19 protein-coding genes are annotated in these 23,743 nt (G+C 43.0%); 10 read left to right on the top strand and 9 right to left on the bottom strand.

From position 1 onward, the window contains the following. The first annotated feature begins 100 nt into the window (after positions 1–100). The 4 genes from FQ084_RS00955 to FQ084_RS00940 all read left to right on the top strand — a co-directional run bounded on the left by FQ084_RS00955 (position 101) and on the right by FQ084_RS00940 (position 7,081). The gene (locus FQ084_RS00955) at positions 101–2,383 is read left to right on the top strand and encodes a primosomal protein N' (RefSeq protein ID WP_149488780.1); all 2,283 of its coding nucleotides are present in this window, start codon (positions 101–103) and stop codon (positions 2,381–2,383) included. 216 nt (positions 2,384–2,599) lie between these two features. Beyond that, a complete protein-coding gene (locus FQ084_RS00950; RefSeq protein ID WP_149488779.1) occupies positions 2,600–3,793 on the top strand; it encodes a cation diffusion facilitator family transporter in 1,194 nt (397 codons plus the stop codon). Positions 3,794–4,414: 621 nt separating this feature from the next. Next, entirely contained in the window at positions 4,415–5,119 is a 705-nt protein-coding gene (locus FQ084_RS00945; protein WP_149488778.1) for a hypothetical protein, read from the top strand. Between the two features lie 75 nt (positions 5,120–5,194). Further along, positions 5,195–7,081 carry a monovalent cation:proton antiporter-2 (CPA2) family protein gene (locus FQ084_RS00940; protein WP_149488777.1) on the top strand — a complete coding sequence of 629 codons (1,887 nt, stop codon included), beginning with the start codon at positions 5,195–5,197 and terminating at the stop codon, positions 7,079–7,081. Between the two features lie 13 nt (positions 7,082–7,094). Here FQ084_RS00940 and FQ084_RS00935 read toward each other — a convergent pair whose 3' ends face one another. Continuing rightward, the gene (locus FQ084_RS00935) at positions 7,095–8,024 is read right to left on the bottom strand and encodes a DUF2628 domain-containing protein (protein WP_149488776.1); all 930 of its coding nucleotides are present in this window, start codon (positions 8,022–8,024) and stop codon (positions 7,095–7,097) included. A 271-nt stretch (positions 8,025–8,295) separates the two neighbouring features. On the opposite strand from FQ084_RS00935, the gene trmB reads away from it, so the two are divergent. The 3 genes from trmB to FQ084_RS00920 all read left to right on the top strand — a co-directional run bounded on the left by trmB (position 8,296) and on the right by FQ084_RS00920 (position 12,431). Next, the gene (gene trmB, locus FQ084_RS00930; RefSeq protein WP_149488775.1) at positions 8,296–9,165 is read left to right on the top strand and encodes a tRNA (guanosine(46)-N7)-methyltransferase TrmB; all 870 of its coding nucleotides are present in this window, start codon (positions 8,296–8,298) and stop codon (positions 9,163–9,165) included. Positions 9,166–10,213: 1,048 nt separating this feature from the next. Then, the gene (gene recA / locus FQ084_RS00925; RefSeq protein WP_149488774.1) at positions 10,214–11,272 is read left to right on the top strand and encodes a recombinase RecA; all 1,059 of its coding nucleotides are present in this window, start codon (positions 10,214–10,216) and stop codon (positions 11,270–11,272) included. Between the two features lie 40 nt (positions 11,273–11,312). Continuing rightward, positions 11,313–12,431 carry a regulatory protein RecX gene (locus FQ084_RS00920; protein WP_149488773.1) on the top strand — a complete coding sequence of 373 codons (1,119 nt, stop codon included), beginning with the start codon at positions 11,313–11,315 and terminating at the stop codon, positions 12,429–12,431. A 46-nt stretch (positions 12,432–12,477) separates the two neighbouring features. On the opposite strand, the gene FQ084_RS00915 is transcribed toward FQ084_RS00920, so the two are convergent. The 7 genes from FQ084_RS00915 to FQ084_RS00885 form a co-directional block, all read right to left on the bottom strand. Continuing rightward, on the bottom strand, positions 12,478–13,935 hold the full coding sequence (locus tag FQ084_RS00915) for an anion permease (RefSeq protein WP_149488772.1): 1,458 nt from the start codon (positions 13,933–13,935) through the stop codon (positions 12,478–12,480). Between the two features lie 281 nt (positions 13,936–14,216). Continuing rightward, on the bottom strand, positions 14,217–14,927 hold the full coding sequence (locus tag FQ084_RS00910; RefSeq protein WP_149488771.1) for a YidB family protein: 711 nt from the start codon (positions 14,925–14,927) through the stop codon (positions 14,217–14,219). A gap of 262 nt (positions 14,928–15,189) precedes the next feature. Then, the gene (locus FQ084_RS00905; protein ID WP_149488770.1) at positions 15,190–15,648 is read right to left on the bottom strand and encodes a hypothetical protein; all 459 of its coding nucleotides are present in this window, start codon (positions 15,646–15,648) and stop codon (positions 15,190–15,192) included. Positions 15,649–15,720: 72 nt separating this feature from the next. After that, positions 15,721–16,020: a succinate dehydrogenase assembly factor 2 gene (locus tag FQ084_RS00900; protein ID WP_149488769.1), complete on the bottom strand. Its 300-nt coding sequence runs from the start codon at positions 16,018–16,020 to the stop codon at positions 15,721–15,723. A 148-nt stretch (positions 16,021–16,168) separates the two neighbouring features. Next, the gene (folP, locus tag FQ084_RS00895; protein ID WP_149488768.1) at positions 16,169–17,065 is read right to left on the bottom strand and encodes a dihydropteroate synthase; all 897 of its coding nucleotides are present in this window, start codon (positions 17,063–17,065) and stop codon (positions 16,169–16,171) included. A 178-nt stretch (positions 17,066–17,243) separates the two neighbouring features. After that, positions 17,244–19,139: an ATP-dependent zinc metalloprotease FtsH gene (gene ftsH, locus FQ084_RS00890; RefSeq protein ID WP_149488767.1), complete on the bottom strand. Its 1,896-nt coding sequence runs from the start codon at positions 19,137–19,139 to the stop codon at positions 17,244–17,246. Between the two features lie 361 nt (positions 19,140–19,500). Beyond that, the gene (locus tag FQ084_RS00885) at positions 19,501–20,133 is read right to left on the bottom strand and encodes an RlmE family RNA methyltransferase (protein WP_149488766.1); all 633 of its coding nucleotides are present in this window, start codon (positions 20,131–20,133) and stop codon (positions 19,501–19,503) included. 379 nt (positions 20,134–20,512) lie between these two features. Between FQ084_RS00885 and FQ084_RS00880 the strand changes: the two genes are divergently transcribed. Together FQ084_RS00880 and FQ084_RS00875 are read left to right on the top strand one after the other, a co-directional pair. Continuing rightward, entirely contained in the window at positions 20,513–20,824 is a 312-nt protein-coding gene (locus FQ084_RS00880; RefSeq protein ID WP_149488765.1) for a YhbY family RNA-binding protein, read from the top strand. A 211-nt stretch (positions 20,825–21,035) separates the two neighbouring features. Continuing rightward, the gene (locus FQ084_RS00875; protein WP_149488764.1) at positions 21,036–21,902 is read left to right on the top strand and encodes a hypothetical protein; all 867 of its coding nucleotides are present in this window, start codon (positions 21,036–21,038) and stop codon (positions 21,900–21,902) included. A 160-nt stretch (positions 21,903–22,062) separates the two neighbouring features. Here the strand turns inward: FQ084_RS00875 and FQ084_RS00870 are convergent, their stop codons facing one another. Next, a complete protein-coding gene (locus FQ084_RS00870) occupies positions 22,063–22,788 on the bottom strand; it encodes a CHAP domain-containing protein (protein WP_149488763.1) in 726 nt (241 codons plus the stop codon). 164 nt (positions 22,789–22,952) lie between these two features. Here FQ084_RS00870 and FQ084_RS00865 point away from each other — a divergent pair, with 164 nt between their 5' ends. Beyond that, the gene (locus FQ084_RS00865; protein ID WP_149488762.1) at positions 22,953–23,468 is read left to right on the top strand and encodes a hypothetical protein; all 516 of its coding nucleotides are present in this window, start codon (positions 22,953–22,955) and stop codon (positions 23,466–23,468) included. Positions 23,469–23,743 lie beyond the last annotated feature (275 nt).

The raw sequence follows: 23,743 nt of genomic DNA, 5'->3' as shown, positions 1-23,743 counted from the left end.
ATAAGCTTAGCATCATGCTAGGCTTATTAGTTTCCATCTGTTTATGTTTTAGCTTTTATTCCTATTCCTTATTCATCTGATAAGACTGTGAAGCCCTTTTATGTTGCTACAAGTTGCGCTACCCGTGCCCCTTTATCGGGTATTTGACTATAGCTTGCCGGCAAATATGAGCCCCTTGCCAAATGGCGCTTCACCTCACATACCGCCTATCGGTAGCCGTGTCGAAGTACCCTTTGGTCGTCAAACTTTAATCGGTATCGTCGTGGCCCATATTGTGGCGGCGGATAGCGGCGTACCCCTCAATAAGCTCAAACCCATTAATAAATGCTTAGATGCTGAGCCAATTTTAGATGCCAGTATGCTAAAGCTGGCGCAGTGGTTGGCACGTTATTATCACTATCCGCTCGGTGACGTCTTAGCGGTCATGTTGCCAACTCTCGTGCGTCAAGGTAAGCCGCTGGATTTACTGATTACCCATTGGCGAGTTTTGCCGCATGCGAGCGACGGCGACTTTCGTGCCAATGCAAAAAAGCAGAAGCAACAATTTGATATACTAAAGCTGCACGGCGAACGCGGTGCTAGTGAAGATATTCTGCTATTAGAAGGTATGCAGCGCAGTTTTTTAAGAGGGTTAGAAGAAAAAGGTCTTATCGAACGCTATATTCAGAACAAACAAGCACCTGCCCCTTTTAAAGTAGCGACCATGCCCCTTGACCTCAATGACGAGCAACAACTCGCCGTGACCGCGATTATTGCTGCTCATGAAGCTAATCGCTATACGGGATTTTTATTAAACGGTATCACCGGTAGTGGCAAGACCGAAGTCTATTTGCAAACCATGCAAGCAGTATTAGAAGCGGGCAAGCAGGTATTGATTTTGGTGCCAGAGATTGGCTTGACACCGCAGACGCGTGCGCGTTTTGCCAGTCGCTTTGCCGCTCATATTGTCTTGCTACATTCCGGTATGAACAATACTCACCGCTTGCAAGGCTGGCAAGATTGCCGTACAGGTCATGCTCAAATCATCATTGGGACGCGCTCAGCAGTGCTATATCCCTTTGCAGATTTAGGCTTAATTGTCGTGGATGAAGCGCATGATGGCTCTTATAAGCAGCAAGATACTTTGCGCTATCATGCTGCTGACGTCGCGCTTTACCGTGGACTACAAGCCAATATCCCTGTCGTACTTGGTACTGCAACCCCTTCGCTTGAGCATCTAAAACTGGTCAATGATGGCAAATTGATAGAGTGCCAACTCTTGACTCGCCCTGGCAATGCGAAACCTGCAACCATGCAGCTTATTGATGCGCGACTGCAAAGTACCCATCAACGGACGACGGACGACGGCGCTCGCTATGATACAGGTCTGACCGATGCCCTCATCGGTGCGATACGGCAAACGCTAGAAGCGGGCGATCAAGTATTAATATTTTTAAATCGTCGCGGCTATGCCCCTGTTTTATTGTGCGAGGCTTGCGGTTGGCAGGCAGATTGTCCACGCTGTGATGCACATTTAACGGTTCATTATAATAGCCAATCACAATACAATTCATATTTGAAATGCCACCATTGTGATTGGCAAGCCTATATTCCGACGACTTGTCCTGATTGTGGCAGTCAAAATTTGGACGCCAAAGGCATAGGCACCACAAGACTGAGCGAAAACCTGCATGCGATTTTTGCCAATCCGCAGACCAGTAAAGAGCTATACCCAATTATCCAAATCGATCGCGATACCACCAGACGTAAAGACAGTTGGGAAAATATCTATCAGCGTATCAATCAAGGTAATCCTGCCATCTTAGTCGGTACGCAAATGGTCGCCAAAGGTCACCATTTCCCGAATGTCACCTTGGTTTGCTTACCTAACGCTGATCGTGGCTTTTTATCAGCAGACTTTCGCTCGCCGGAACATACTGCACAATTGATGATTCAGGTGGCAGGGCGTGCTGGGCGCGGGGATAAGTCTGGCCGCGTACTCATTCAAACCTTGCAACCCGATAATGAGCTGTTATTAAAATTGGTAAAAGATGGTTATTTATCATTCGCACGTGAGCTATTGCAAGAACGTAAAATGATGGGCTTGCCACCGCATAGTTATGCTGCCCTCATACGCTGTGAAGGCAAAACCCTTGCCACCACTACGCAAGCGCTTAAAGACGCGATTGCTATTTTACCAAATGGTCATAATCTAGCGGTTCTGGGTCCTATCGATGCACCCATGAGTAAAAAGAACAGTCGCTACTATGTACAATTGCTGCTGTTAGGCAAAGATAGACAACAATTACATCGTGTATTAAGCCAATGGTGGCAGCCTGTACTTGCCTTGCCAAGTACCAAATATTTGAAGCTGACCTTGGATATTGACCCTATCGGCTGGTAACGTCTGCCTCCTAATCATTGGTCTCCAATTCCCATTATTACTCTATAGTTATCCGTTATTAAAGAATACTCTTCAATATAGGCGATTCATCGTTTACCGCCTAGATACAGCAAGCATTTATTAAATGTGCTAAATTCTTTATATCTGTCTAGTTTTGCACGGTAAGCTCAGCTTCACACACAATCAATATCACCTTCTATCATCCTGAGTGTTGTTATGAATCAAAACCATCAAGAACCTGAAACCAATGATGATTCTCATCAGAATACTGCGGCTGAGAACCATAGACACGGTCAAGAGGATAAGGAAATTCATTATGCTAAAGACAGTTATACCTCTGATAATCAGGATAACCATGACCACGATGAACATCTAGAGCAAACGGTCGCACCGCGTGATACCAAGGGTTATCAGCGTACTTTGCTATTTAGTTTTATCATTATTACTATCTATATGTTTATCGAAGCCATCGGCGGCTGGCTCACCGGTAGTTTGGCGCTATTATCTGATGCCGGTCATATGCTCAGTGACGCCGTAGCCCTTGGCGCTACGTTAATGGCATTTAAGATTGGTGAAAAAGCAGCTACCCATCAAAAGACGTTCGGTTATAAACGCTTTGAGATTTTAGTCGCGACAGTCAATGGTGCCACGTTGGTTATTATTGCCATCATGATTTTTTATGAGGCGATTAAACGCTTTAATTCAACACCTGAAATTGCCACCCAAGGTATGCTTATCGTTGCTACAATCGGTATGTTGGTTAATATTTTGGTCGCTTGGCTAATGCACCGCGGCAGTCGCAGTGGAGATACCCATGGACATAATCATGCTGACAGTAACGAGGACAATCACGGAAAAAATGAGGGCAAAACACCAGTCAATCTTAATATGCAAAGTGCTTACCTTCATGTACTAAGTGACTTGATGGGTTCGGTTGCCGCTATTGTTGCCGCACTTTTGATGATGAGCTTCGGCTGGGTTTGGGCAGATGCAGCAGCCTCAGTGATAGTCGCCATACTGATTTTGTTTAGTGGTTACCGCGTCGTCCGTGATTCGGTACATATCTTAATGGAAGGCACACCAGAGGGAATATCGCTGGTGGAGGTTGAGGACAAACTACTCACCCATCCGCAAGTACGACAAGTCCATGACCTGCATGTTTGGAGCATCACCAGTGGTCTCAACGCCCTATCTTGTCATGTGGTCGTTGATGGCGAAATGAGTATTTATGAATCCAGCATCTTGATTGCTAACCTAGAACAAAGCCTGCTTGAACTTGATATTCACCATGCGACTATTCAGGTTGAAAGCTTATCGCATCCGCAAACCAAGACGCATAGCGATGCCTTAGTTTGTGATATCTCACAGCAAACACCTGATACCACTAGTCATATTGGTCACAACCATTAAGCCTATGACATTAACTATTAGACATTAAGAAGCTAGATACGACATATTAAAACTCCACCCTTGATGTAAGTATCAATTAAAACGTTGCCTATCTAGTTGTTAGTTATGGGCGACGTTTTATCAAATAACTCTTTATAAAGTGATGGCCATAACGCAGCATTATATAAATCATCCAAATTGCTGTTACTAACCAAATACCTAATTCCAACCCTAACAACGTCATGCGAATCCAAAAATTTAACACACCATCCATGATATGTGGCAGATAAGCAGGTCTCATATTGGACGCAAGCAGCAACTAAATTCCAAATAACAGTGCCAATCCTGCACCAAAAATCCTTAAAATTATTTTACTAAAGGTGTTTAATAATCTGCGCCACTCATCATGAGTAGACAAAGGAGATAAATGACTGCGCATAAAAACTGCTCCTCGGAAAGAGACTTAAAAAAGACAAATTAAAAGCCTTTATTTCAAATAAGCTTATATCATGCAGATTTTTATCATTGTAAGAGCATGTTAAAAATAATGGAAAATTTGGCCGCGCCGCCATATTTTTCATATAAATTCTGTATACTTAAGGCTTAAAACCCTTATTCATAACCAATTGATGACCTTCTGCCATGTCGAGACGCTCCGCTCCTTTCGTTGCTCCAAGCTACATTGATGACCCTATTTCAACAGAGGGTAAAAAGCATGCCAAAGCATTGCTATCAACGCTGCAAGAAGATATTGCCAGCTTTCGAGATGAGCAGTTCCCGCCTGATATTTTGCGTCAAATCCGTGATATGCCTATTTATGAAGGCAATTTAGCCGAAGTCCAAGCCTATCAGCAGCGTTGGCATAATCTGCTTGAGCGCGCGATGGCGTTTTATCCTGCTGCCAATCTACCGCCCGATTATCTACCGCTACCAGCCAGCCTTGAGATACCGCAATTTATCTATCATGTGCAAAGGCTACATCTGACCAAAACCCGAGCCAAAGAATCCAAAAGCTTTGGTTCGGTCGGCGCACTTACTGATAAATGTGGCAATTACAGTGCCGATGAAATTGCGCGTATGAGCGCCGTATTTGATAATGATGATGAGGCGCGTTTGGTAGCACATCGTGAATTTATCGATTTGCGCGCGTATGTATTTTGCCGTGATAACAAAGGTGAGATGCTAGAGCCTGAGCGCGTCCGCTTTTATCGCACTGGGCTTATCGTTCATGCCCTGCCCGATTTTAAAATTGTCGATAGCCGCCAGACTCCGCGTAAGCGCCGTAACGATGCTTATACCAATGCGCTGGCAGATAATGGCGTGTGGAAGATTTATCGTAAAAAATAACCTATGCTAAGGTTTTTGCTTGTTGATATACCCCTGTTGTACTGCTTATTTGATCGTTACTGCTAAGGATTCCAGATGTTCGCTGCCGCCACCGGCTCACCAAATTTAATGTTACAAGCTACGATTTTCTTGGGGGCAGCGCTGCTGTTTGTGCCACTTGGCAAGCGCTTCGGTATTGCGACGGTGTTAGGGTATTTGATTACCGGTCTCATATTAGGCCCTAGTGCTTTAGATGTTGCAGGCGACGCGGAAAGCTTATTGCACTTCTCTGAGTTTGGCGTGGTCATGCTGCTGTTTATTATCGGACTTGAGCTGCAACCCTCCCGTTTATGGGCACTACGGCGCTCGATATTTGTCCTCGGTGGATTACAAGTCGGTCTGACCGGCACGCTATTGATGTGGCTATTACATCAGTTTTTTGCGTTACCGCTCGATACTGCTTTTATCGTCGGTTATGGTCTCGCCCTTTCATCGACCGCTTTTGTACTGCAAATACTAACAGAAAAACAGCAGCTTTCTAGTACCCATGGTCGTGAAGCCTTTACGATTTTGTTATTCCAAGATATTGCTGTTATCCCCTTATTAGCAATCATTCCATTCTTGTCAGGGGTACGCGAGCAAAGCTACGACTTGATTTATTTTGGCAAGGTCTTTGCCGTCTTTGCCGGACTCATCTTTGCCAGCCGCTATATCATTCGACCTTTCTTTAAATTTGTAGCATCCAGTGGCGCGTCAGAATTGCTAACCGCCGTCGCCTTATTTATCGTGATGGGTGTGTCTATTTTGATGGGGCAAATTGGTTTATCGATGGCATTGGGGGCGTTTTTAACTGGAGTGCTGCTGGCAGATTCTGAGTATCGCCACGAGTTGGAAGCCAGTATCGAACCTTTTAAAGGGCTGCTACTCGGGCTATTTTTTATGTCGGTCGGTATGCTGACCGATGTCAAACTTATCTTAGCGAAGCCTGTGTTTATCATCGGCTGCGCCATGGCATTGATGGTGATTAAATTCGGTGTCATTACCGCTATTGCAAAAGTATCAGGCAATCGCTGGCCGACCAGCATCCGATTGGGCGTGACGCTTGCGCAAGGTGGTGAATTTGCCTTTGTCTTATTTAGTGTCGCAACGGCGCAAAATGTCTTGCGCCCCGAGCTTGCCAACACCTTAAATCTTATCGTAACCATTTCTATGGCACTCACGCCACTGGCATTCTTGTTATTAGAAAAAATAGGTGAGCCATTATTTGCCAAAAGTAAACCAAGTCGCGAGTACGACACTATTCCTGATCATGAACATCAGGTGATTATTGCCGGTTTTGGGCGCGTCGGTCAGATTATTGGTCGCGTGTTGCGTATGCATAATATCGAATTCACAGCCATTGAGCGCTCGGCAAATCGAGTCGATTTCGTGCGTAAGTTTGGTAACCAAGTCTATTATGGCGACCCGAAAAACCCCGAAATACTACGCGCCGCTGGTATCAAAAAAGCACGGGTCTTTATTCTCGCCATCGATGATTTAGAGCGCTCTATTACCACCGCCCAATACTTGCGTAAAAACTATCCCGACATGATTGTCTTGGCGCGCGCCCGTGACCGCCAGCACTATTACCGTTTACGTGAAGTTGGTGTGCGTCATATTTGGCGGGAGACATATTTATCGTCTTTGGATATGTCGCGTGAATCGCTACAGCTGCTAGGTATTTCGCCAGAAAAAGCTCGCGAAACCGTACAAACCTTCCGTGATTATGATGATGATTTGATTGAACGTCAGCAAGCGATTTATGGTGATGAAGCCAGCATGATTGAATCAGAACAATCTGCGATGGCAGAGCTTGAGAGCTTATTTGATGAAGACATTGATAAAGCCCGTAAAATGGATTTGACCGATTTTTATGACGCCCTAAAAAGCCAAGCAATCCCTGTCGATGATAAAGACGATCTCGCTACTGACTCTAAACACTGAGCGTCACGAAACTCTAATCCTCACTGCAGCTTTTAGGCGCTTGCCTTTTATTGAGCGAGCTCATGCAGTCCCAATTATCGCTATCTGGCAAATGGTAAAAGACCAGCGTCTGCTCATTTAGATAGCGTATCGGAAATTTGACGTTTTGAATGGTAGCAATAACGGCGCAATCCGTTGCTGTCACGCCAGCGGCTTTGGTATCGATATCAATACGTACTTGCTGCGTGCCCATGTCTAGAGGAAGAGTAACAGGACACTGTCCTGTTTGCCGATACGCCAGCGCCACGCGATTTTGCGCTGTTTTAGCCGTATCATAGGCATCAAATAAGACCTCATTTTCTTTGGGCTTGGCAATAATTGGCAAAAACTGTACTTTTATCACCATTAAAGCAAAGGCAAAAAACCCAAAGCCTAAGCTCAAGCCAAATAAGCTCACCCCACCTTCTTTTTGCAAATGCGCTTTCTGCGCCGCCTCATCGCGCGGATAGTCATTGATAGCATCAGCAATCTCGCGGCGCGCCATGCGGTAATAATAAGCATCCGTCCAACGTGCGACCATAAATGACCAAAATAGCCAAATCAGCGCCGCGATAACGATACGTATGGCCATCTGATAAGTATCGGCAATATAAGGCATCGCTACAAACTCAAACGCTACCAATATCAACGCCACATTAAGTTGAATAAATGACCAACCTGCGACGCTATAGACAATCGCATCCATATAGCGTTTACGATAAAGTAGCCAAGGAAAGGTAACAAAGAATGCTGCCCAATGCCATTTTGGTGACAGATAACCCTGCTTATCAAACTCCTCAAAACGCTTAAGATAATAGCGCTGGCTACGCTGGCTAATAAACCACTTATCCAGCTGTTGACGCTTAGCAGGAGTTAATTGCTCTTGATAGAACGGTGGCGGCGAATCGGTCTCGATAAATAACATGATGATAAGCCTTACTTGTTATTAAGCAGAAATTTTAACGCAATGATTCTTCTTATATGATAACGCCAAAAGCCAGCTGTAGAAAACCCATATATAAGAAATCTATATATAAGAAATCTGTATATAAGAAATCTGTATATAGCCTTATATAGGATAGAGAAACACAGGGATACATAGCAAGCTCGCTAAAATTGGATTGTCCGTTCACAGTCGTAACGATTTAACTTATAATGAAGCAACTTTACCCACCTAATTAAGCCTTGTTAATCCTATGAGTCAACATCCTGATATCAATGACAACATCACTGGTACTAATACTACTGATGAACAAAACCCTAATACTACGAATAACATGAGTACCATAAACTCAGCAACTCACACTGCGACTAGCGTTGATGCTGATTCTAACAGCCAGTCTGAGCCTACAACGGACAAGCACATTCGTATCGTCAATACCTTTATGAAACGCCGTACGCATATGAATAAAAATGCTGAACTGGCACTGACTGCGCCAGAGTTTGCGCATTACTTGGTCAATAACAGTTTTGGTGATGGTAATCTTGATGGCATCGATGATTTGCGCGCATTATTCACTGACAGTCCTAATGGCAGTGCAGCACCGCTGACCTTAGAGATTGGTTTTGGACTGGGTGATTCGTTTATTGAGATGGCAGCTGCTGAGCCGACGCGTAATTTCGTTGGCGTCGAAGTCCATGAGCCAGGTATCGGAAAATGCGCTTATATGGCAGGTACGCAAGGTTTAACCAACGTGAAAATTATCAACGGTGATGCTATCCAGTTGCTTAAACAGCTACCGGAAAACCACATCGATCGTATCCAGCTTTACTTTCCTGATCCATGGCAAAAAAAGCGTCATTACAAACGCCGTTTCGTCAGCCCTGAGCGCATGGCAATTGTCACGCGCAGCTTAAAGCAAGGCGGCTGGTTCCATACTGCCACTGACTGGGAGCATTATGCCTTTTGGATGGTTGAAGTTTTAGATGGTTTTACAGGGCTTAGTAATCAAGCAGGCGCAGGTAACTTCACTGCCCGTCCTGACTTTCGTCCAATGACTAAATTTGAGCGCCGCGGTCTAGAGCGCGGACATGGCGTTTGGGATTTAATCTATATTAAAGACTGAGCTCGCTAGCGCTATTACCATATAGCGGCTAAGATACCTACCAAGTACTTAGCCGCTTTTTTATGGCTGAGCTTTTCTCCATCCTTAGTTTATCTGTTGATATATAAGGCTTCGGGTGTCGTATTGACTACTTTAAAGACATCAAAGCGTTTAACTGATTGCTCTATATCCGCAAACTATATGTGAAACATAAGCATTATGCGGCAATTCTGTTGCTAAATTTAAATTTGCAAAAATCAAAATACCCTATATTTGGCTTGCACACGATATTTCATATCTGCGCAAACATTGATAGCGTAAGGGCTTCGTGAGTTCTCCCCATAAGCTGTGGATAACCCTGTGTATAAGTCGCCACTTGACAAGCTTTTCCCTAGATAGCTTAAAGGGTTAGATAAAATCGTTCATTTTTTGTACAATTTGAAAAACATTTATAATCAATAACTTACGTTGTATTTGAAAGTAAAATAATATATTTTTAATATTTTCATATATTAATTTCATTACTAGGGATGTTTCACAAACCCTAAAAAAAACACTTTATTTATTGTGGACAACTCATAAATCTATTGACAAATAAGTCTGTAATCAAGTTCAAAATTGAGAGCTAGCGCAAACCTATTTTATGAATATTTAACTAGAAATCCATACGACACTCACTGTCGTTTAGCCGCTTAGCAACCTCAATATAGGCCTTGGATTTTGTTATAATTACCTTATCTAATTAACAATGATATAAAACCGGATAGCTCAGAAAGTATGTAAAAAGCACGTGTTGAATAAGCTCACGACCATTATTATGCTTATGTACCAGCAATATTTATGAACTTTTTTTTGCTTTTCTCCTTATTGAATTTTACTGTATAGTAGGATGATATATTCGATATCACCGCCTTAAACCTAATATGTCCATCCACTTCAAACTTGCTTAAAAACACTCCTTACTGTCGATTGAAGCCGTAAGCTACCCCATTAAGCAAGCTCTTTACGATGAATGGTTCTAAATAACTAGCATACTTATTATTTCATTATCAATAACTAGGAGTCCTATATGGACGAGAATAAAGCCAAAGCCCTTAAAGCCGCCCTTGGTCAAATCGAAAAGCAGTTTGGAAAAAATACCATCATGCATCTAGGTGATGACTCTGCCATTATGGATGTGGATGTGGTATCGACAGGCTCGTTGGGTCTGGACATTGCACTTGGTATTGGCGGTCTACCAAAAGGCCGTATCGTTGAGATTTATGGCCCAGAAAGCTCAGGTAAAACCACCATGACCTTGCAAGCAATTGCAGAATGCCAAAAGCAAGGCGGTGTATGCGCCTTTATCGATGCTGAGCACGCTCTAGATCCTGTTTATGCGCGTAAGCTTGGGGTGAACACTGATGAGCTGTTACTCTCGCAGCCTGACAACGGCGAGCAAGCTCTTGAGATTACCGATATGTTGGTACGCTCAGGGGCGGTTGATATGATTGTCATTGATTCCGTGGCTGCGTTGACGCCGCGTGCAGAGATTGAAGGCGAGATGGGTGACTCTCATATGGGTCTGCAAGCACGTCTGATGAGCCAAGCGCTACGTAAAATTACCGGTAATGCCAAACGCTCTAACTGTATGGTGGTCTTTATTAACCAAATCCGTATGAAAATCGGTGTGATGTTCGGTAGCCCTGAGACCACCACTGGTGGTAATGCGCTGAAATTCTACGCCTCAGTACGTATGGATATCCGCCGTATCGGCGCGGTTAAAAACGGTGATGAAATCATCGGTAACCAAACCCGTGTTAAAGTGATTAAAAACAAAATGGCACCGCCGTTTCGCCAAGCAGAGTTTGAAATCACTTATGGTGAAGGTACCAACCACTTAGCCGAAGTGATTGACTTGGGTGTTGAGATTGGTGCCGTGGGTAAAGCAGGCTCTTGGTATAGCTATGGCGATGAAAAAATTGGTCAAGGTAAAGCCAATTCTGTATTATTCTTAAAAGAAAATCCTGCCATTGCACAAGAAATTGAAGCTAAAATTCGTGATGAAAAACTTGGGTCAAAAAAAGAAGCTAAAGTAACAGATATCAACGAAGCCAATGAAGAGCTGGCTTCTGAACCTGTACAATAGTGGTTTAATGATGTCCCGTTATCAACAATCATGATTTATTATGAAAATTAAAACCCTAGCTGAAATACTCGTTGAATCGGACGCCGATGCAGCGAGTAATCCTAATGTTAAATCAAAAAGGCTCACTAAATCTCCTAGCCCTTCTCAATACTCTTATAAAAACCAGCCTAAAAAACTGGGTAAAACCTACAAGGGCGCGACCCGTCATGGTAAAGAGCACTCTCTATCCGATGAATCTATAGTTGATATAGAATCGAGTGACGATCCCTCCTCTACTCATCAAAAATCTTCCGAGTTCAAAAAGCACAAAACCCATGGTAAACGTAAAAAGCGTTTTCATCCAGCGGCAAATTTCACCCCTGAGCCTAGTGATGTTCCCGCTTATCAACCTCCAGCAGCACAAAGCATTAAAGAGATACTGGCTGAAGTTAAGCAAGATATCCACGGCGATAAAGACAACGGTAACTCTGATGCTGAGATTAACACGGGGCAAAACCTAGAAAGCTCGGGTCATTCCTGTACGCTAACGGCGACCAATAATGAAGCTGATAGCCAAACCGACAACTTACCGGCTGCACTTAAAGCTTATCTGCGCACCCCTGAACAACGTCAAGCAGATATCGATGCTATCAAAGCAGAAAGCCGCTTGCGCTGGTTGGCCTTTTATTATTTATCGCGTCGTGAGTATGGCAAGGCTGAGCTTAAGCAAAAACTGATTGATAAAGAGCAAGATCCAGAGAAAATCGATGCCCTGCTCGATGAATTTGAAGAGAAAGGCTATCAAAGTGATTACCGCACCACGCTTATGCTTATTCGTGAAAATATCCGTAAGGGTCGGGGACATGGGCGTATTAGGCAGGAGTTTTATCGTAAAAAAATGGCTATGCCCAGTAATATCGATGAGCTAATCGATATGGCCAACGCAGAATCGGAAGAATTTAGCGAATTTATAGAGGATAGCGCGGAGAATCTAGTCGATGGTATTGACTGGCTCAAACTGGCTGTCACCGCACGTACCAAAAAATACGGCGATGACATACCCACTGATCAAAAAGACAAAGCAAAGCAGCTGCGGTTTTTACAATATCGCGGCTTTAATACCGATATCTGCTTTGCGGCACTAAATTATACCTTAGAGACATTAGACGAGCGCTTTTAGCTAATTTGAGTGCTCAGCACTAATCATTAATCATCAACCACAGTCATTAATAATAGCCGAGCAGCTTCCACCAAACCAAACCTGCACCGATCCATACGACTAAATTGACCACACTCATAATGGCCCCAATAATCCACCACTCACCTAACGTTACATAGCCGGAGTTAAAAATGACGGGCGCAGTACCCGTTGCATAGTGGGTAAGCGTCATCATAATATTACCAGCGGCAGCCAAAATAAGCGCATATAGCATCGGCGGTGCGCCTAAGCTTAATCCTACGGCGTAAAAAGCGGCAAACAATGCGGTGATATGCGCGGTGGTACTGGCAAAGAAGTAGTGAATATACAGATACACTAATGTCAAAATAACCACAGCGCCGATCCAGCCGACTCCTATCATCCCAATCATTGATTCGATATTGCCTGAAAACCAACTGATGAGACCGAGTTTGTTAAGGTATGAGGCCATCATAATAAGGGCACCAAACCAAATGATGGTGTCCCATGCCGACTTTTCTTTGAGTACATCATCCCAAGTCAATACACCAGTCAATATCAATGTCGTCAAACCAATAAACGCGGTGGTGGTCGCATCAACACTGAGCTGTTCGCCAAAAATTAGAGCAGGAATATTGGCCCACAATATCAGCATCAGGGCAAAGACGCCCAACATGATTTTTTCTTGCAGGCTTACCTGACCCATCTCCGTTAGATTGTCTTTGGCAAATTCTTTCGCATCCGGCGTTACTTTAACATCGGGCGGATAAATCAGATAAATCACCAGTGGCATTAATAACAAACATAACATTCCTGGTATAAACATCGCGACTGCCCAAGTTGTCCATGACAACTGAATCTCACTACCTGTTGCCTTGTTGACTAAATCTACCACCAATGGGTTGGGCGCAGTGGCGGTAATAAACATGCCCGACGTAATCGGATTTGCATGATAATTGACCATGGCTAAATAACGGCCAATTTTATTTTGGGTATCCTCTTCTGGCGTAGAATGAAAGCTCTGCGCAATCGACTTCATAATTGGGTGAATAATACCGCCGCCACGAGCGGTATTAGACGGCGTAATAGGTGCTATCATCAGCTCTGCGGCGGTCAAAGAATATGCAACGCCAATAGTTTTTTTACCAAAGATAGAAATGAAATAATACGCGATACGCCGACCCAGACCCGTTTTGATCAAGCCGCGTGATATCATCACTGCAATACCAATAAGCCAAATTAGAGGGCTTGAATAACTCGATAAGGCGTCACTGATCGCATCTTTTGGACTCTCATTGGTCACACCGGTAAGCGCCACTAAGGTGACGGCAATAATGGCAATGGCACCAATGGGTAAAACCTTACCAATGATGGCAACAATGGTGGCGATAAATAAAGCCAGCATATGCCACGCTTCTGGTGTGACCCCACTTGGTACAGGGATAACAAACCAAATGATCAAACCAACTAGGATAGCAATTGCTGCTTGGATAGGTTTAAATGGCATGAGTCAGTATCCTTATAAAGTATTTATATCCTTATCACCCTTAACCCTTAGTCACCACTCTTTTTTAGGCTAAAGCATCCTTAAATAAACCTCTTCTATAAAGCAGCACTAAATAAATGATACCGTCATTATAAAACTTTTAAAGCTACTTATTGTTTTGGTTCACGGTTTTTCATAAAAATCTTATAAGCTTAACGAAACGATATGAGAAAAAAAGAGCACATGCACATGTACTCTTTTTTATTAGAACGATTTTCTAAGAATAATGAGACACCACTATTCTACTTCAATGTCCCTAAGCGGCTCGATAACTGATTCATAATCTGATCAATCTCTTCATTGGCTTCAGGTTCGTTATCTAAATTACCGTTAGGCGTCAATTGATTCATCACCTCGGGCAGTAACTCGGCGAGACCTTGACGTACTTCCATCTCATTTGCACCGGTATGCGCGGCGACCTGTTGGATTTCGCTTTCATCGAATAAACGGGTAATCTCATTAGGATCTAAATTATCGTTAGGCTCTTGATTACTCATCCAAGAACGCGCTTGATTTTCATAGCCCATACCCGTGATTTTCGATAAGGCGCCACTTAGACCACCATTACGTTTAATCCAACTGAGCACCATAGGCATAAGCGCTGCAATCAACATGCCTTTACCACCAAAGCCGCCTCTTGTCGTCTGACCACCCAATACGCTGCCTAAAATATCACCAAGGCCGCCAGCACCCATATTGCTACCGCGTTGATTACCCCCTGTTAAACCACCGATTATATCATCTAAGCCAAAACCATTGTCTGAGCGGCGCTCGTGCTGTTGCGGACTATAACCAGCTGACTGATTGCCGCCGCCAAATACACTGCCTAATATGTCACCAAGTCCGCCAGTACGACGTGGGTTGATGCGTTGATTGACAGGATTGCGCTGCGCATCTTCTGGGTCCATCGCGCTGCGTGCCACTTGACTCACTAAACTCCCTAATAAACTCATAATCGCTTCCTTTTTATTATAAAAAATTGATCGTCAAAAGCTTCTATTTACTTTGTTCATGCAAATAATTATTGACCAAAAGTATGGCAAATCCTTATAAACAAGCATTAAGGCAAATAAGCTGCTGATACTTACTTGCAATATAGCAAATCTCTTTCTCACTCTAGATAGGCATTTTGTTATGGCATGTAGTAGATCGTTAGCGATTATAAGGTGACATAGATAAAAGGGATGATAGTCATGCAAATGAGACAGACGTTATTTATGAGGTTTTATGAGAAATGGTATTCACCAAAATCATTAACTCGCGCCAGTGTTCCGTGCTGACTTGATCACGAAACACTGTCACTGATAAATGGCGCTGATAAGGTTCTTTAATAATAAACTGAAAACACATGACCCACTGATAGCTACTGACCGCAGCGAGCTCCGCCTGCCATAAAGTATCGCCGCGACTGGTACGCATGAGTAGTTGCCAATATTGATAAACGCTTTTATCCAATGGCGGTTGGCTTAGATGTAGCAATATAGGTCGCGATAACGCCAAATAACTGACGACGGCAGCGCTAACCACAAATATCAGTACGTACTGCCATAATGCCAATGAGGCAAGCCCTGCCAATATAACCATCACACTTGCTAAAACTATATAAAACAACATGCGTAAATAGCTTGCAGGCTTGATAGGGGCGTCAATACGTAGCGAAGTTAGCGATATCATCATTGAATACCCGAGCATGCTTATATTTATAAATCTTTAAGGCATATAGTTTTAAAGGAAAATTTTAAGCGATTACATCATGCTTTTACTATGGCGCCATGTCTTAATTTTATTGACCAAATCCCATATGGCCTCATTTTCTGGACGGCTTTGGTTGGTAAAGTAATCCAATAAATCAGGGTCTTCATGGGTCAGCATTTCTGCAAAAGTTGCTTGTTCGCTAGGGTCAGCCGTTAAATATAACTCTTTAATATAAGGGTCAATATAAAAATCTAATTCTTTCAATCCACGGCGTGCTTGATAAATAATGCGGCGTTGCTCAAGGGTTGGCTCTGGTTGATTACTTGGTTCTGGCTGAGTGGTATTTGTCATAAAAGTATTCTCATAAGTTTAAATGGCATTCAGATGAATAGACGTTTAAATAAGTATTAAGGTTAAAAAATGATAGGATTTAGCGCTATCTATAAATATGTGTTTTATAAATATGCGGTTTATAAAAAAGACATGTCATAAAAAGGCATTAGCTCTGATTATACATCGCTAATTGCTGCCATAATGCCACAGCTTGCTGCATCATAGCGACATTGTGCGTGCGTATGATACTAGCGCCCTGCTGCAGCGCAAAGAGGCCAGCAGCCGTTCCTACCGCATCACGATCTATCGCTTGGGTAGTGGCAACGGCTTCAACTCCGCTCTTGGTCAGTACTTCCGCTAAAAAGCGCTTACGTGAAATGCCAAACATCATTGGCAATCCAAGTGCCTGCAGCCGTGTCAGCTGGCTTAATAGCGCGCGATGATGATTATAGTCTTTTGCAAAGCCAAAGCCTGGATCAATAATAATCTTTTCACGCTTAACGCCAATACTGGTGACTTCATCGATACGGGCTGCCAGCTCGGCACTGACCTCTTCAATCACATCGTCATATTGTGCAAGGTTATTCATTGTCGTCGGCTCACCGCGCATATGCATCAGCATGACAGGAATATCAAGCTTGGCTGCCATTGCCGCCGCGCCATCACGCTTAAGCGCCCTTACATCATTCCAAATATCTGCGCCTGCCTCAAAAGCTGCCTGCATAACTGTAGGGTCGCTGGTATCGATAGAGAGCCAGATATCATTGCCGAGCTGCTGACGAATCACTTTGATCACGGGAACGACCCGCTGTCTCTCTTCAGTAGGAGCGACAGCGTCCGCATTGGGACGGGTAGATTCACCGCCGATATCGATAATGGTTGCCCCTGCGGCAATCATCTCTTTAGCATGAGCAAGTGCGCTATCGATAGCATTAAACTGACCACCGTCAGAAAAGGAATCTGGTGTGACATTTAAAATACCCATAATATGCGGCTGCGATAAATCTAAAGTTTTATCGCGACTCGTCACCGCATAAGTAGGCAATACTTGAAATAATGACATAACTTATCCATTATCAATTCAATTGATAAAAATCGTTTTAGTGGTAATTATCACTGTCTATGATAGCAGCAAATCTTATACTCTTCTAAAGCCTTCATAAAATAGTGGCAACAAAAAAGCCCTTTGTCAAAAAGAGCTTTTTCTATCGTTAATAAATGGGATATTAATATACTTGAAACTACATCGCTGGTAATGGCGGCGGTGTTGAATTCACTGTTTTAATATCATTTTTTGATAAATTCACTTCATTATGCTGATAGACTCTAGGCGGACGAGGCTCCTCACCTGCTAGGATATCCTGCAATTGATCACGGTCAATGGTTTCCCATTTCATCAAAGCATCTACCATCGCATGTATTTTTTCTTGATTGCCTTCAATCAATTCGCGCGCGATATCATATTGCTCTTCCAGCATACGGCGTACTTCTTCGTCGACTTTTTGCTGCGTCGCTTCTGAGATCGTGCGACCACCGCCACCAAAGTAACCTTGTGAGCTATCATCATCTTCATAGACCATGATACCTAGCGCTTCTGACATACCATATTTGGTCACCATGGCTCGTGCCATTTTGGTTGCACGTTCAAAGTCGTTTGAGGCACCCGTTGACATTTGATTGATAAATACTTCTTCCGCAATACGACCACCAAATAAAATCGCAATATCGCTGAGCATTTTTGATTTGTACATACTGGTTTGGTCGTGCTCAGGCAGCTGCCAAGTAACCCCAAGGGCAAAACCACGTGGCATAATAGTCACTTTATGAACAGGGTCGGTGCCCGGTAACAGCTCAGCGACCAAGGCATGACCAGCCTCATGATACGCTGTTGCACGGCGTTCTTCTTCACGGATGACCATTGATTTACGCTCAGGACCCATATAAAGCTTGTCTTTTGCATCTTCAAAGTCATTCATATCAACGCTGCGCTTGTTACGACGTGCGGCAAATAACGCCGCTTCGTTCACAAGGTTGGCGAGCTGCGCACCACTAAACCCGGGGGTACCACGCGCTAATGCATGAGCATCAACACCGATGGTGTTCGGTAATTTGCGTAAATGTACTTTCAGGATTTGTTCGCGACCTTTAATATCTGGCAAGCCAACTTGTACCTGACGGTCAAAACGACCTGGACGTAATAGTGCTTTATCTAGAACGTCAGCACGGTTAGTCGCAGCAATGACGATAACGCCTTCGTTGCCTTCAAAACCATCCATCTCAACCAACAATTGGTTCAGCGTTTGCTCGCGCTCATCATTACCGCCGCCCATACCAGAGCCACGATGACGACCAACCGCATCAATCTCATCAATAAAGATAATACAAGGCGCACTTTTCTTTGCTTGCTCGAACATATCACGCACACGGGAGGCACCGACACCGACGAACATCTCAACGAAATCAGAACCTGAAATAGAGAAGAACGGTACTTTGGCTTCACCAGCGATGGCTCTTGCTAGTAGCGTCTTACCCGTACCTGGAGGACCGACCATCAAAATACCGCGTGGAATTGTCGCCCCAAGCTTGGTAAATTTATCAGGATCTCGTAAGAACTCAACCACTTCGACGACCTCTTCTTTGGCTTCTTCACAGCCAGCAACGTCATCAAAGTTAACCTTGATTTGGTCTTCAGTCAGCATTTTGGCTTTTGATTTACCAAAGCTCATCGGACCACCGCCTTTACCACCAGCACCGCCTTGCATATTACGCATAAAGAATAGGAACAGACCAATAATTAATAAAATTGGGAAACTGGCTATTAGCAGTTGCATCAAGACACTTTGACGTTTAGGCGCTGTACCTTGCACTTCCACTTGATTCTCGCGCAAGAGCGGCATCAGCTGCTCATCAGCCACAGCTGGTCGAATGGTTTCAAATGATGAACCATTTTTCTTTTCGCCGGTGATTTGCTCGCCATCGATTTCAACACTGGCCACTTGGTTTTCTGACACTGCGGTCACAAACTCAGAGTAGTTAAGGCTATCGGGCTCAGATGATTTATCAAAGCCGCTAAACACCAGCACTAAAACGCCGATTACCACCAGCCACAATAAGGTATTTTTTACCATGTCGCTCACTAGTTATTCCCATCCCTTACTTATTGGTGTGTTTACTCAACACGTGACGTCTATATATAAACGTATGTCTCGCTATTCAAGGGCTATTATCAAATTATCATTTTTAAGAAAAAAAAGATAAATGACACAATAACGATGAATAACCGAGTTTATGAGGCGCTTACGGTCAGACGACTTTGCTAAAAACATAAGTGCTTAAAAAAACCACTTAAACAATCATTTAAAAATAGGTTTCAAACAAAGTTAATATATCATGATATGTGGTGCTAACCTGAATAATTCAAGCTGAACTCGCTATTATTCAGTTAACGATTGTAGCGCTTTTAATTTGATGATTTTAGTCAATATTGTTTAATAACAATTACTTTATGGCAATCCAAAACATCTCTTTTGAACGTGGCCGTGAAGCGCCAGGCTTGATACTACGAATTTTACTAAAATCAGCTTGCATCTGCTTGCGTAATTCTTGCGTACCCTCACCTTGAAACACTTTCATAATAAGCGCGCCACCTTCTGGTAAGGTTGCGAGCGCGAAATCGACTGCTAGCTCACATAAGTACATCATACGCGGCTGATCGATGGCACTATTGCCAGCGGTATTGGGTGCCATATCAGATAGCACCACATCCACCTGTCTATCACCTACTTCTGCCATAATACGGTCAAACACTTCTGCCTCGCGAAAGTCGCCTTGAATAAAGGTGACGTCAGGCAACGTATCCATGGGTAAAATATCCGACGCAATCAACACACCTTTTTCGCCAACCAACTTACCTGCAACTTGCGACCAACTACCTGGCGCACTGCCCAAGTCGACGACGGTCATGCCTTTTTTGATGAGATTGGTCTTCTCATTAATCTCAAGCAATTTATAAGCAGCACGGGCACGGTAGCCATCTATTTGGGCTTTTTTCACATAAGGATCGTCAATGTGCTCTTTCATCCAAGCACTACTGCTTTTTGACAATTTTTTATTCTCAATACGCGTGACCAAAATTAATGCTCCTATTACTTTGCAAAACATCGATAGCGATTTATAAAGTGGTTATCTATGAGGGTTCAATATCCGTCTATTTATAAAAAAGTTGGCTACAACATGGCTATTGCTAGGTACTTAAGTTCTTTAACTAAATTAGCAATAAAGTCTTAAATGCACCTTGTAACCTTTCACGGTCAAATTCTCTTGGTTAAAACACTGCTTTATAAGACCGTAGCGTTTATAATGTAGTCATACTTTCAGTTTAACATTTTCATCATGTAAAATCGTGCAAAATCCTGCTGATCTCATGCAAGATGACCACAGATTATCTATAATGGTCATTATCTGCTCTCAATAGCACCATCTTTTATTTTTATCAACATCTAGGAATTCTATGCAACTCGATAACGCTACCATTAAACGCCTAAAAGGCATTGGTCATGACCTTAAACCTATCGTTATGATTGGCAACAAAGGTATTACCCCAAGCATCACTGAAGAAATCGATCGTGCTTTGTCAGATCATGAGCTTATTAAAGTAAAACTACCGGCTGGCACTAAAGAAGAGCGCGATGTCATCGGCGCTCAGCTTGCCACCGCCGCTAATGCCTCTTTGGTGCATTCAATTGGTCGTATGGCGCTGTTACTACGTAAAAACCCAAACGCCAATCCTAAGCTATCGAACCTTGCTCGTCACGCGCAGTAATTTCTTACGCTTAGTCTAGTTTATGTTTTATTATATCTGACCGATTTATCATACAGATAAAACAGCTCAGATAATCTATATCAGATAAGTTATAAAAGCCGCGACGCATCCTTGCTCGTGGCTTTTATGCTATCTATAGACTATTTTCTTATTCTTTCTTCCTATGTAAGATGTGTTCTTAAAACTATTAAACCGCGGATATTATCAACCTATGAGCCAAACTTTTAACTTATGCTTATCAACTGATACGCTAGCGGCTGATGCCCAACAACTTGGCGTGACGATAGAAGATTTACACAACATTCAGATAGAGGTAGTCGCAACCTTAGCCCAGATAGACCAAACAGATCAGATAGCCCAAAGAACTGAGCAGCCAGAGTGGCAGTTACAGCTCGATTATCGCGTAACGCTGCTACTTGAATCATTAGCGGCACAATTAGAATGGCCAACATGGCAACCGACGCAAGTAGGCTTTGTGGATTATTTATGGGAGCAGACTTGCCTTGAATGCTTTTTAGCAGGCGGTGCAATAAATAGCACTGTTTCGATAAATAACGCTCATGAAATGGGTATTAATTTAGCAGACGGTAATAAAACTAGCCCTTATATTGAAATTAATGCCAATCCTGACGGTCGTTATGCGCTTTATCAGTTTAAAAGCTATCGCAGCCCTGCGACATTGCCGCCAACACCGCTTTTGCAAGCTGATGGGCAAACACGCGCGTTTATTAATTGGACAGCTAGTCATTGCCCTGCGAGTAATGGCACTGCCAACGCAGAGCAAAACTCCTTATCAGAGCAAATAAAACCTGTTATCTGTTCTTCAACACTTAACACCGCCGCTAAAACTTATCACTACGAGCGCAGCTTCAGTTTTCTCTTAAGTCAGATTTATAATAAAGAGGATGTTATCAATGATACTGGCATTGATTATATTCATCCTTGTGTGATTTTGAGTTTTTCAACGACATTTGGTACAACAGCGTTATATTTTGCGCCTAAACACGCTTCCCCGCCGGATTTTCATAATCTGGAATATTGGTCAGTATTTGATAAACAGGCAGCGCTAGCTAAGTAGCTTCTTAAATTAAGTAATTTTTTTAGCCAGAAAGCGCCTTTGAATAACTATCGCATTATGCCAAGCGAAAAAAACCAGTAATGTCATCAAGAGCATTACTGGGTTCGGAGAAAATATTTTATTCTAAAAATAATGATAACTGCTTAATGAATGCCTAATATTAGTCAGCCATTGCAAGGTAGATACCACGGTTAGACGCATCGTCAACATATTGAGAATCGCGCCAGGTTGTATAACTATAAGCGCCGCTGTACGGGCTAATACTGCTTTGACGGAAGTCAGATACCCAAGCATTGCCATCAAAAATCTGGATATGACCATGTGGATGCTTTGAGCTGCGATCATAGACCACGACATCACCAACTTGTGGCTGCATATTGTTGCTGATTTTAGCAAAGCCAGCTTGGGCAAGTGTGCCACGAGAGGCATACTGATAAGCTGAAGGGTTAGGCGTAAATTCATAACCCGCTGATTGTAATGCTTTACGTACATAACGAGCACAGTAACCAGAGCTGCTTGAAAGCGCGACGCGTGCAGCATTGGCTGCGGCAATCGCAGGAGCAGAATAACGATCTGGCACTGAGCTTGCGCGCTGCTGACGCTGCTCATAAGACAAACGATTGGTTAGCGAAGCAAGCTTATACTCTTTTTGCTTTGCATGAGCACTAAGATTATCAATCGCTTGACTGATTTCATCATTGCTAGAGACATAAGCACCGCTATTAGTGCTATAGATATTGCGACTCGAACCGTAGTTCGCAGAAGTAGTGATATTTGTGATGGTATGACTCAAGGTATTATTTGGTTGAAAGGTTGTTTCGACAGCACCACTCGTCTGTGCTATACCCATTCCCAATACTGACAAAATTAATAAAGCTTGTTTCATAAATTTACTACCTATTGTGAATACAGGATTGCTCGTCATCCGTGACAAAGCATCAATTAATTTAGGGAAGATGACCATGAAATAAACATGATAAAATCCTTAGTACAAAAGCTCGCTGTTTATGATGAATATCGATTTTGTCACCTATTAGATGAGTGTTCACGATGTCAAAAAAACAACCTAACCGCCTTGCTAAACTTATCGATCATCAAGCCTTTGCGGGTAGTGCGCTACCTCAAACATTGGCTGACGATATGCGTCTATATCTACAAGCAACAACCGAGATAAAAGAGCTTTTGGTAGATTGTCTACCTGAGGAAATCCTCAATAACTGCTGGGTCGTAGGCTTAACCGCTGAGCAATTAATACTCAGTGTGGGCTCGATGACAGCTGCCAATCATATTCGCTATCTACAGAGCGCTTATTTGCAGGTGTTAACAGAGCAGTCAATTACATTTAACCAACTCAAGCAAATTCGCGTTGTCGTAGCCAAAAATACTGCTAATCACGATTATTCTAAACCATCATCAGCTTTGTCAGCGACTTTATCTAAGCCTCTTAAAGCCCATGAAAATCAGGCTCTTAGCCAAAACACAAAGCGGACTATATCACAGGCTGCAGAGCATGTCACCACTGATGAAAATCTCAAAAAGGCACTTTTGCGCCTGATTAATTCGTAAAAAACTTCGGTTCTCTGTGTAAACTTATGTAAAAAAAACCAGTAATTAACGTGGGTAAAGCTGCGTTTTTGTAATTTCACCAACAAAAAAAATCATCTGTCAGTGTCATTCACAATGTGAACCTCACTGACAGATGACTTTATTATTTCCCACATCTTTTATCTTACCTACTCTGAAGCAGATTATTAGTAAAATGATAAAGAAAATATTTATTTAAACGAATATTATTTAGTCCTACTTATAATCAAATTATGTAATATTGCGTAAATGTTTCG

Origin of the sequence: Psychrobacter sp. ANT_WB68 (assembly GCF_008369115.1) — a bacterium.
Taxonomy (GTDB): domain Bacteria; phylum Pseudomonadota; class Gammaproteobacteria; order Pseudomonadales; family Moraxellaceae; genus Psychrobacter.
The sequence above is the reverse complement of the archived record's forward strand: the minus strand, read 5'-3'. Positions and strand labels throughout refer to the sequence as shown.

What these genes read in the sequence shown, in the direction of transcription:
- FQ084_RS00955 (WP_149488780.1), top strand. Translation starts at nt 101, where the DNA reads ATGTTGCTACAAGTTGCGCTACCCGTGCCCCTTTATCGGGTATTTGAC.
- FQ084_RS00950 (WP_149488779.1), top strand. Translation starts at nt 2,600, where the DNA reads ATGAATCAAAACCATCAAGAACCTGAAACCAATGATGATTCTCATCAG.
- FQ084_RS00945 (WP_149488778.1), top strand. Translation starts at nt 4,415, where the DNA reads ATGTCGAGACGCTCCGCTCCTTTCGTTGCTCCAAGCTACATTGATGAC.
- FQ084_RS00940 (WP_149488777.1), top strand. Translation starts at nt 5,195, where the DNA reads ATGTTCGCTGCCGCCACCGGCTCACCAAATTTAATGTTACAAGCTACG.
- FQ084_RS00935 (WP_149488776.1), bottom strand. Translation starts at nt 8,024, where the DNA reads ATGTTATTTATCGAGACCGATTCGCCGCCACCGTTCTATCAAGAGCAA.
- trmB (WP_149488775.1), top strand. Translation starts at nt 8,296, where the DNA reads ATGAGTCAACATCCTGATATCAATGACAACATCACTGGTACTAATACT.
- recA (WP_149488774.1), top strand. Translation starts at nt 10,214, where the DNA reads ATGGACGAGAATAAAGCCAAAGCCCTTAAAGCCGCCCTTGGTCAAATC.
- FQ084_RS00920 (WP_149488773.1), top strand. Translation starts at nt 11,313, where the DNA reads ATGAAAATTAAAACCCTAGCTGAAATACTCGTTGAATCGGACGCCGAT.
- FQ084_RS00915 (WP_149488772.1), bottom strand. Translation starts at nt 13,935, where the DNA reads ATGCCATTTAAACCTATCCAAGCAGCAATTGCTATCCTAGTTGGTTTG.
- FQ084_RS00910 (WP_149488771.1), bottom strand. Translation starts at nt 14,927, where the DNA reads ATGAGTTTATTAGGGAGTTTAGTGAGTCAAGTGGCACGCAGCGCGATG.
- FQ084_RS00905 (WP_149488770.1), bottom strand. Translation starts at nt 15,648, where the DNA reads ATGATATCGCTAACTTCGCTACGTATTGACGCCCCTATCAAGCCTGCA.
- FQ084_RS00900 (WP_149488769.1), bottom strand. Translation starts at nt 16,020, where the DNA reads ATGACAAATACCACTCAGCCAGAACCAAGTAATCAACCAGAGCCAACC.
- folP (WP_149488768.1), bottom strand. Translation starts at nt 17,065, where the DNA reads ATGTCATTATTTCAAGTATTGCCTACTTATGCGGTGACGAGTCGCGAT.
- FQ084_RS00880 (WP_149488765.1), top strand. Translation starts at nt 20,513, where the DNA reads ATGCAACTCGATAACGCTACCATTAAACGCCTAAAAGGCATTGGTCAT.
- FQ084_RS00875 (WP_149488764.1), top strand. Translation starts at nt 21,036, where the DNA reads ATGAGCCAAACTTTTAACTTATGCTTATCAACTGATACGCTAGCGGCT.
- FQ084_RS00870 (WP_149488763.1), bottom strand. Translation starts at nt 22,788, where the DNA reads ATGAAACAAGCTTTATTAATTTTGTCAGTATTGGGAATGGGTATAGCA.
- FQ084_RS00865 (WP_149488762.1), top strand. Translation starts at nt 22,953, where the DNA reads ATGTCAAAAAAACAACCTAACCGCCTTGCTAAACTTATCGATCATCAA.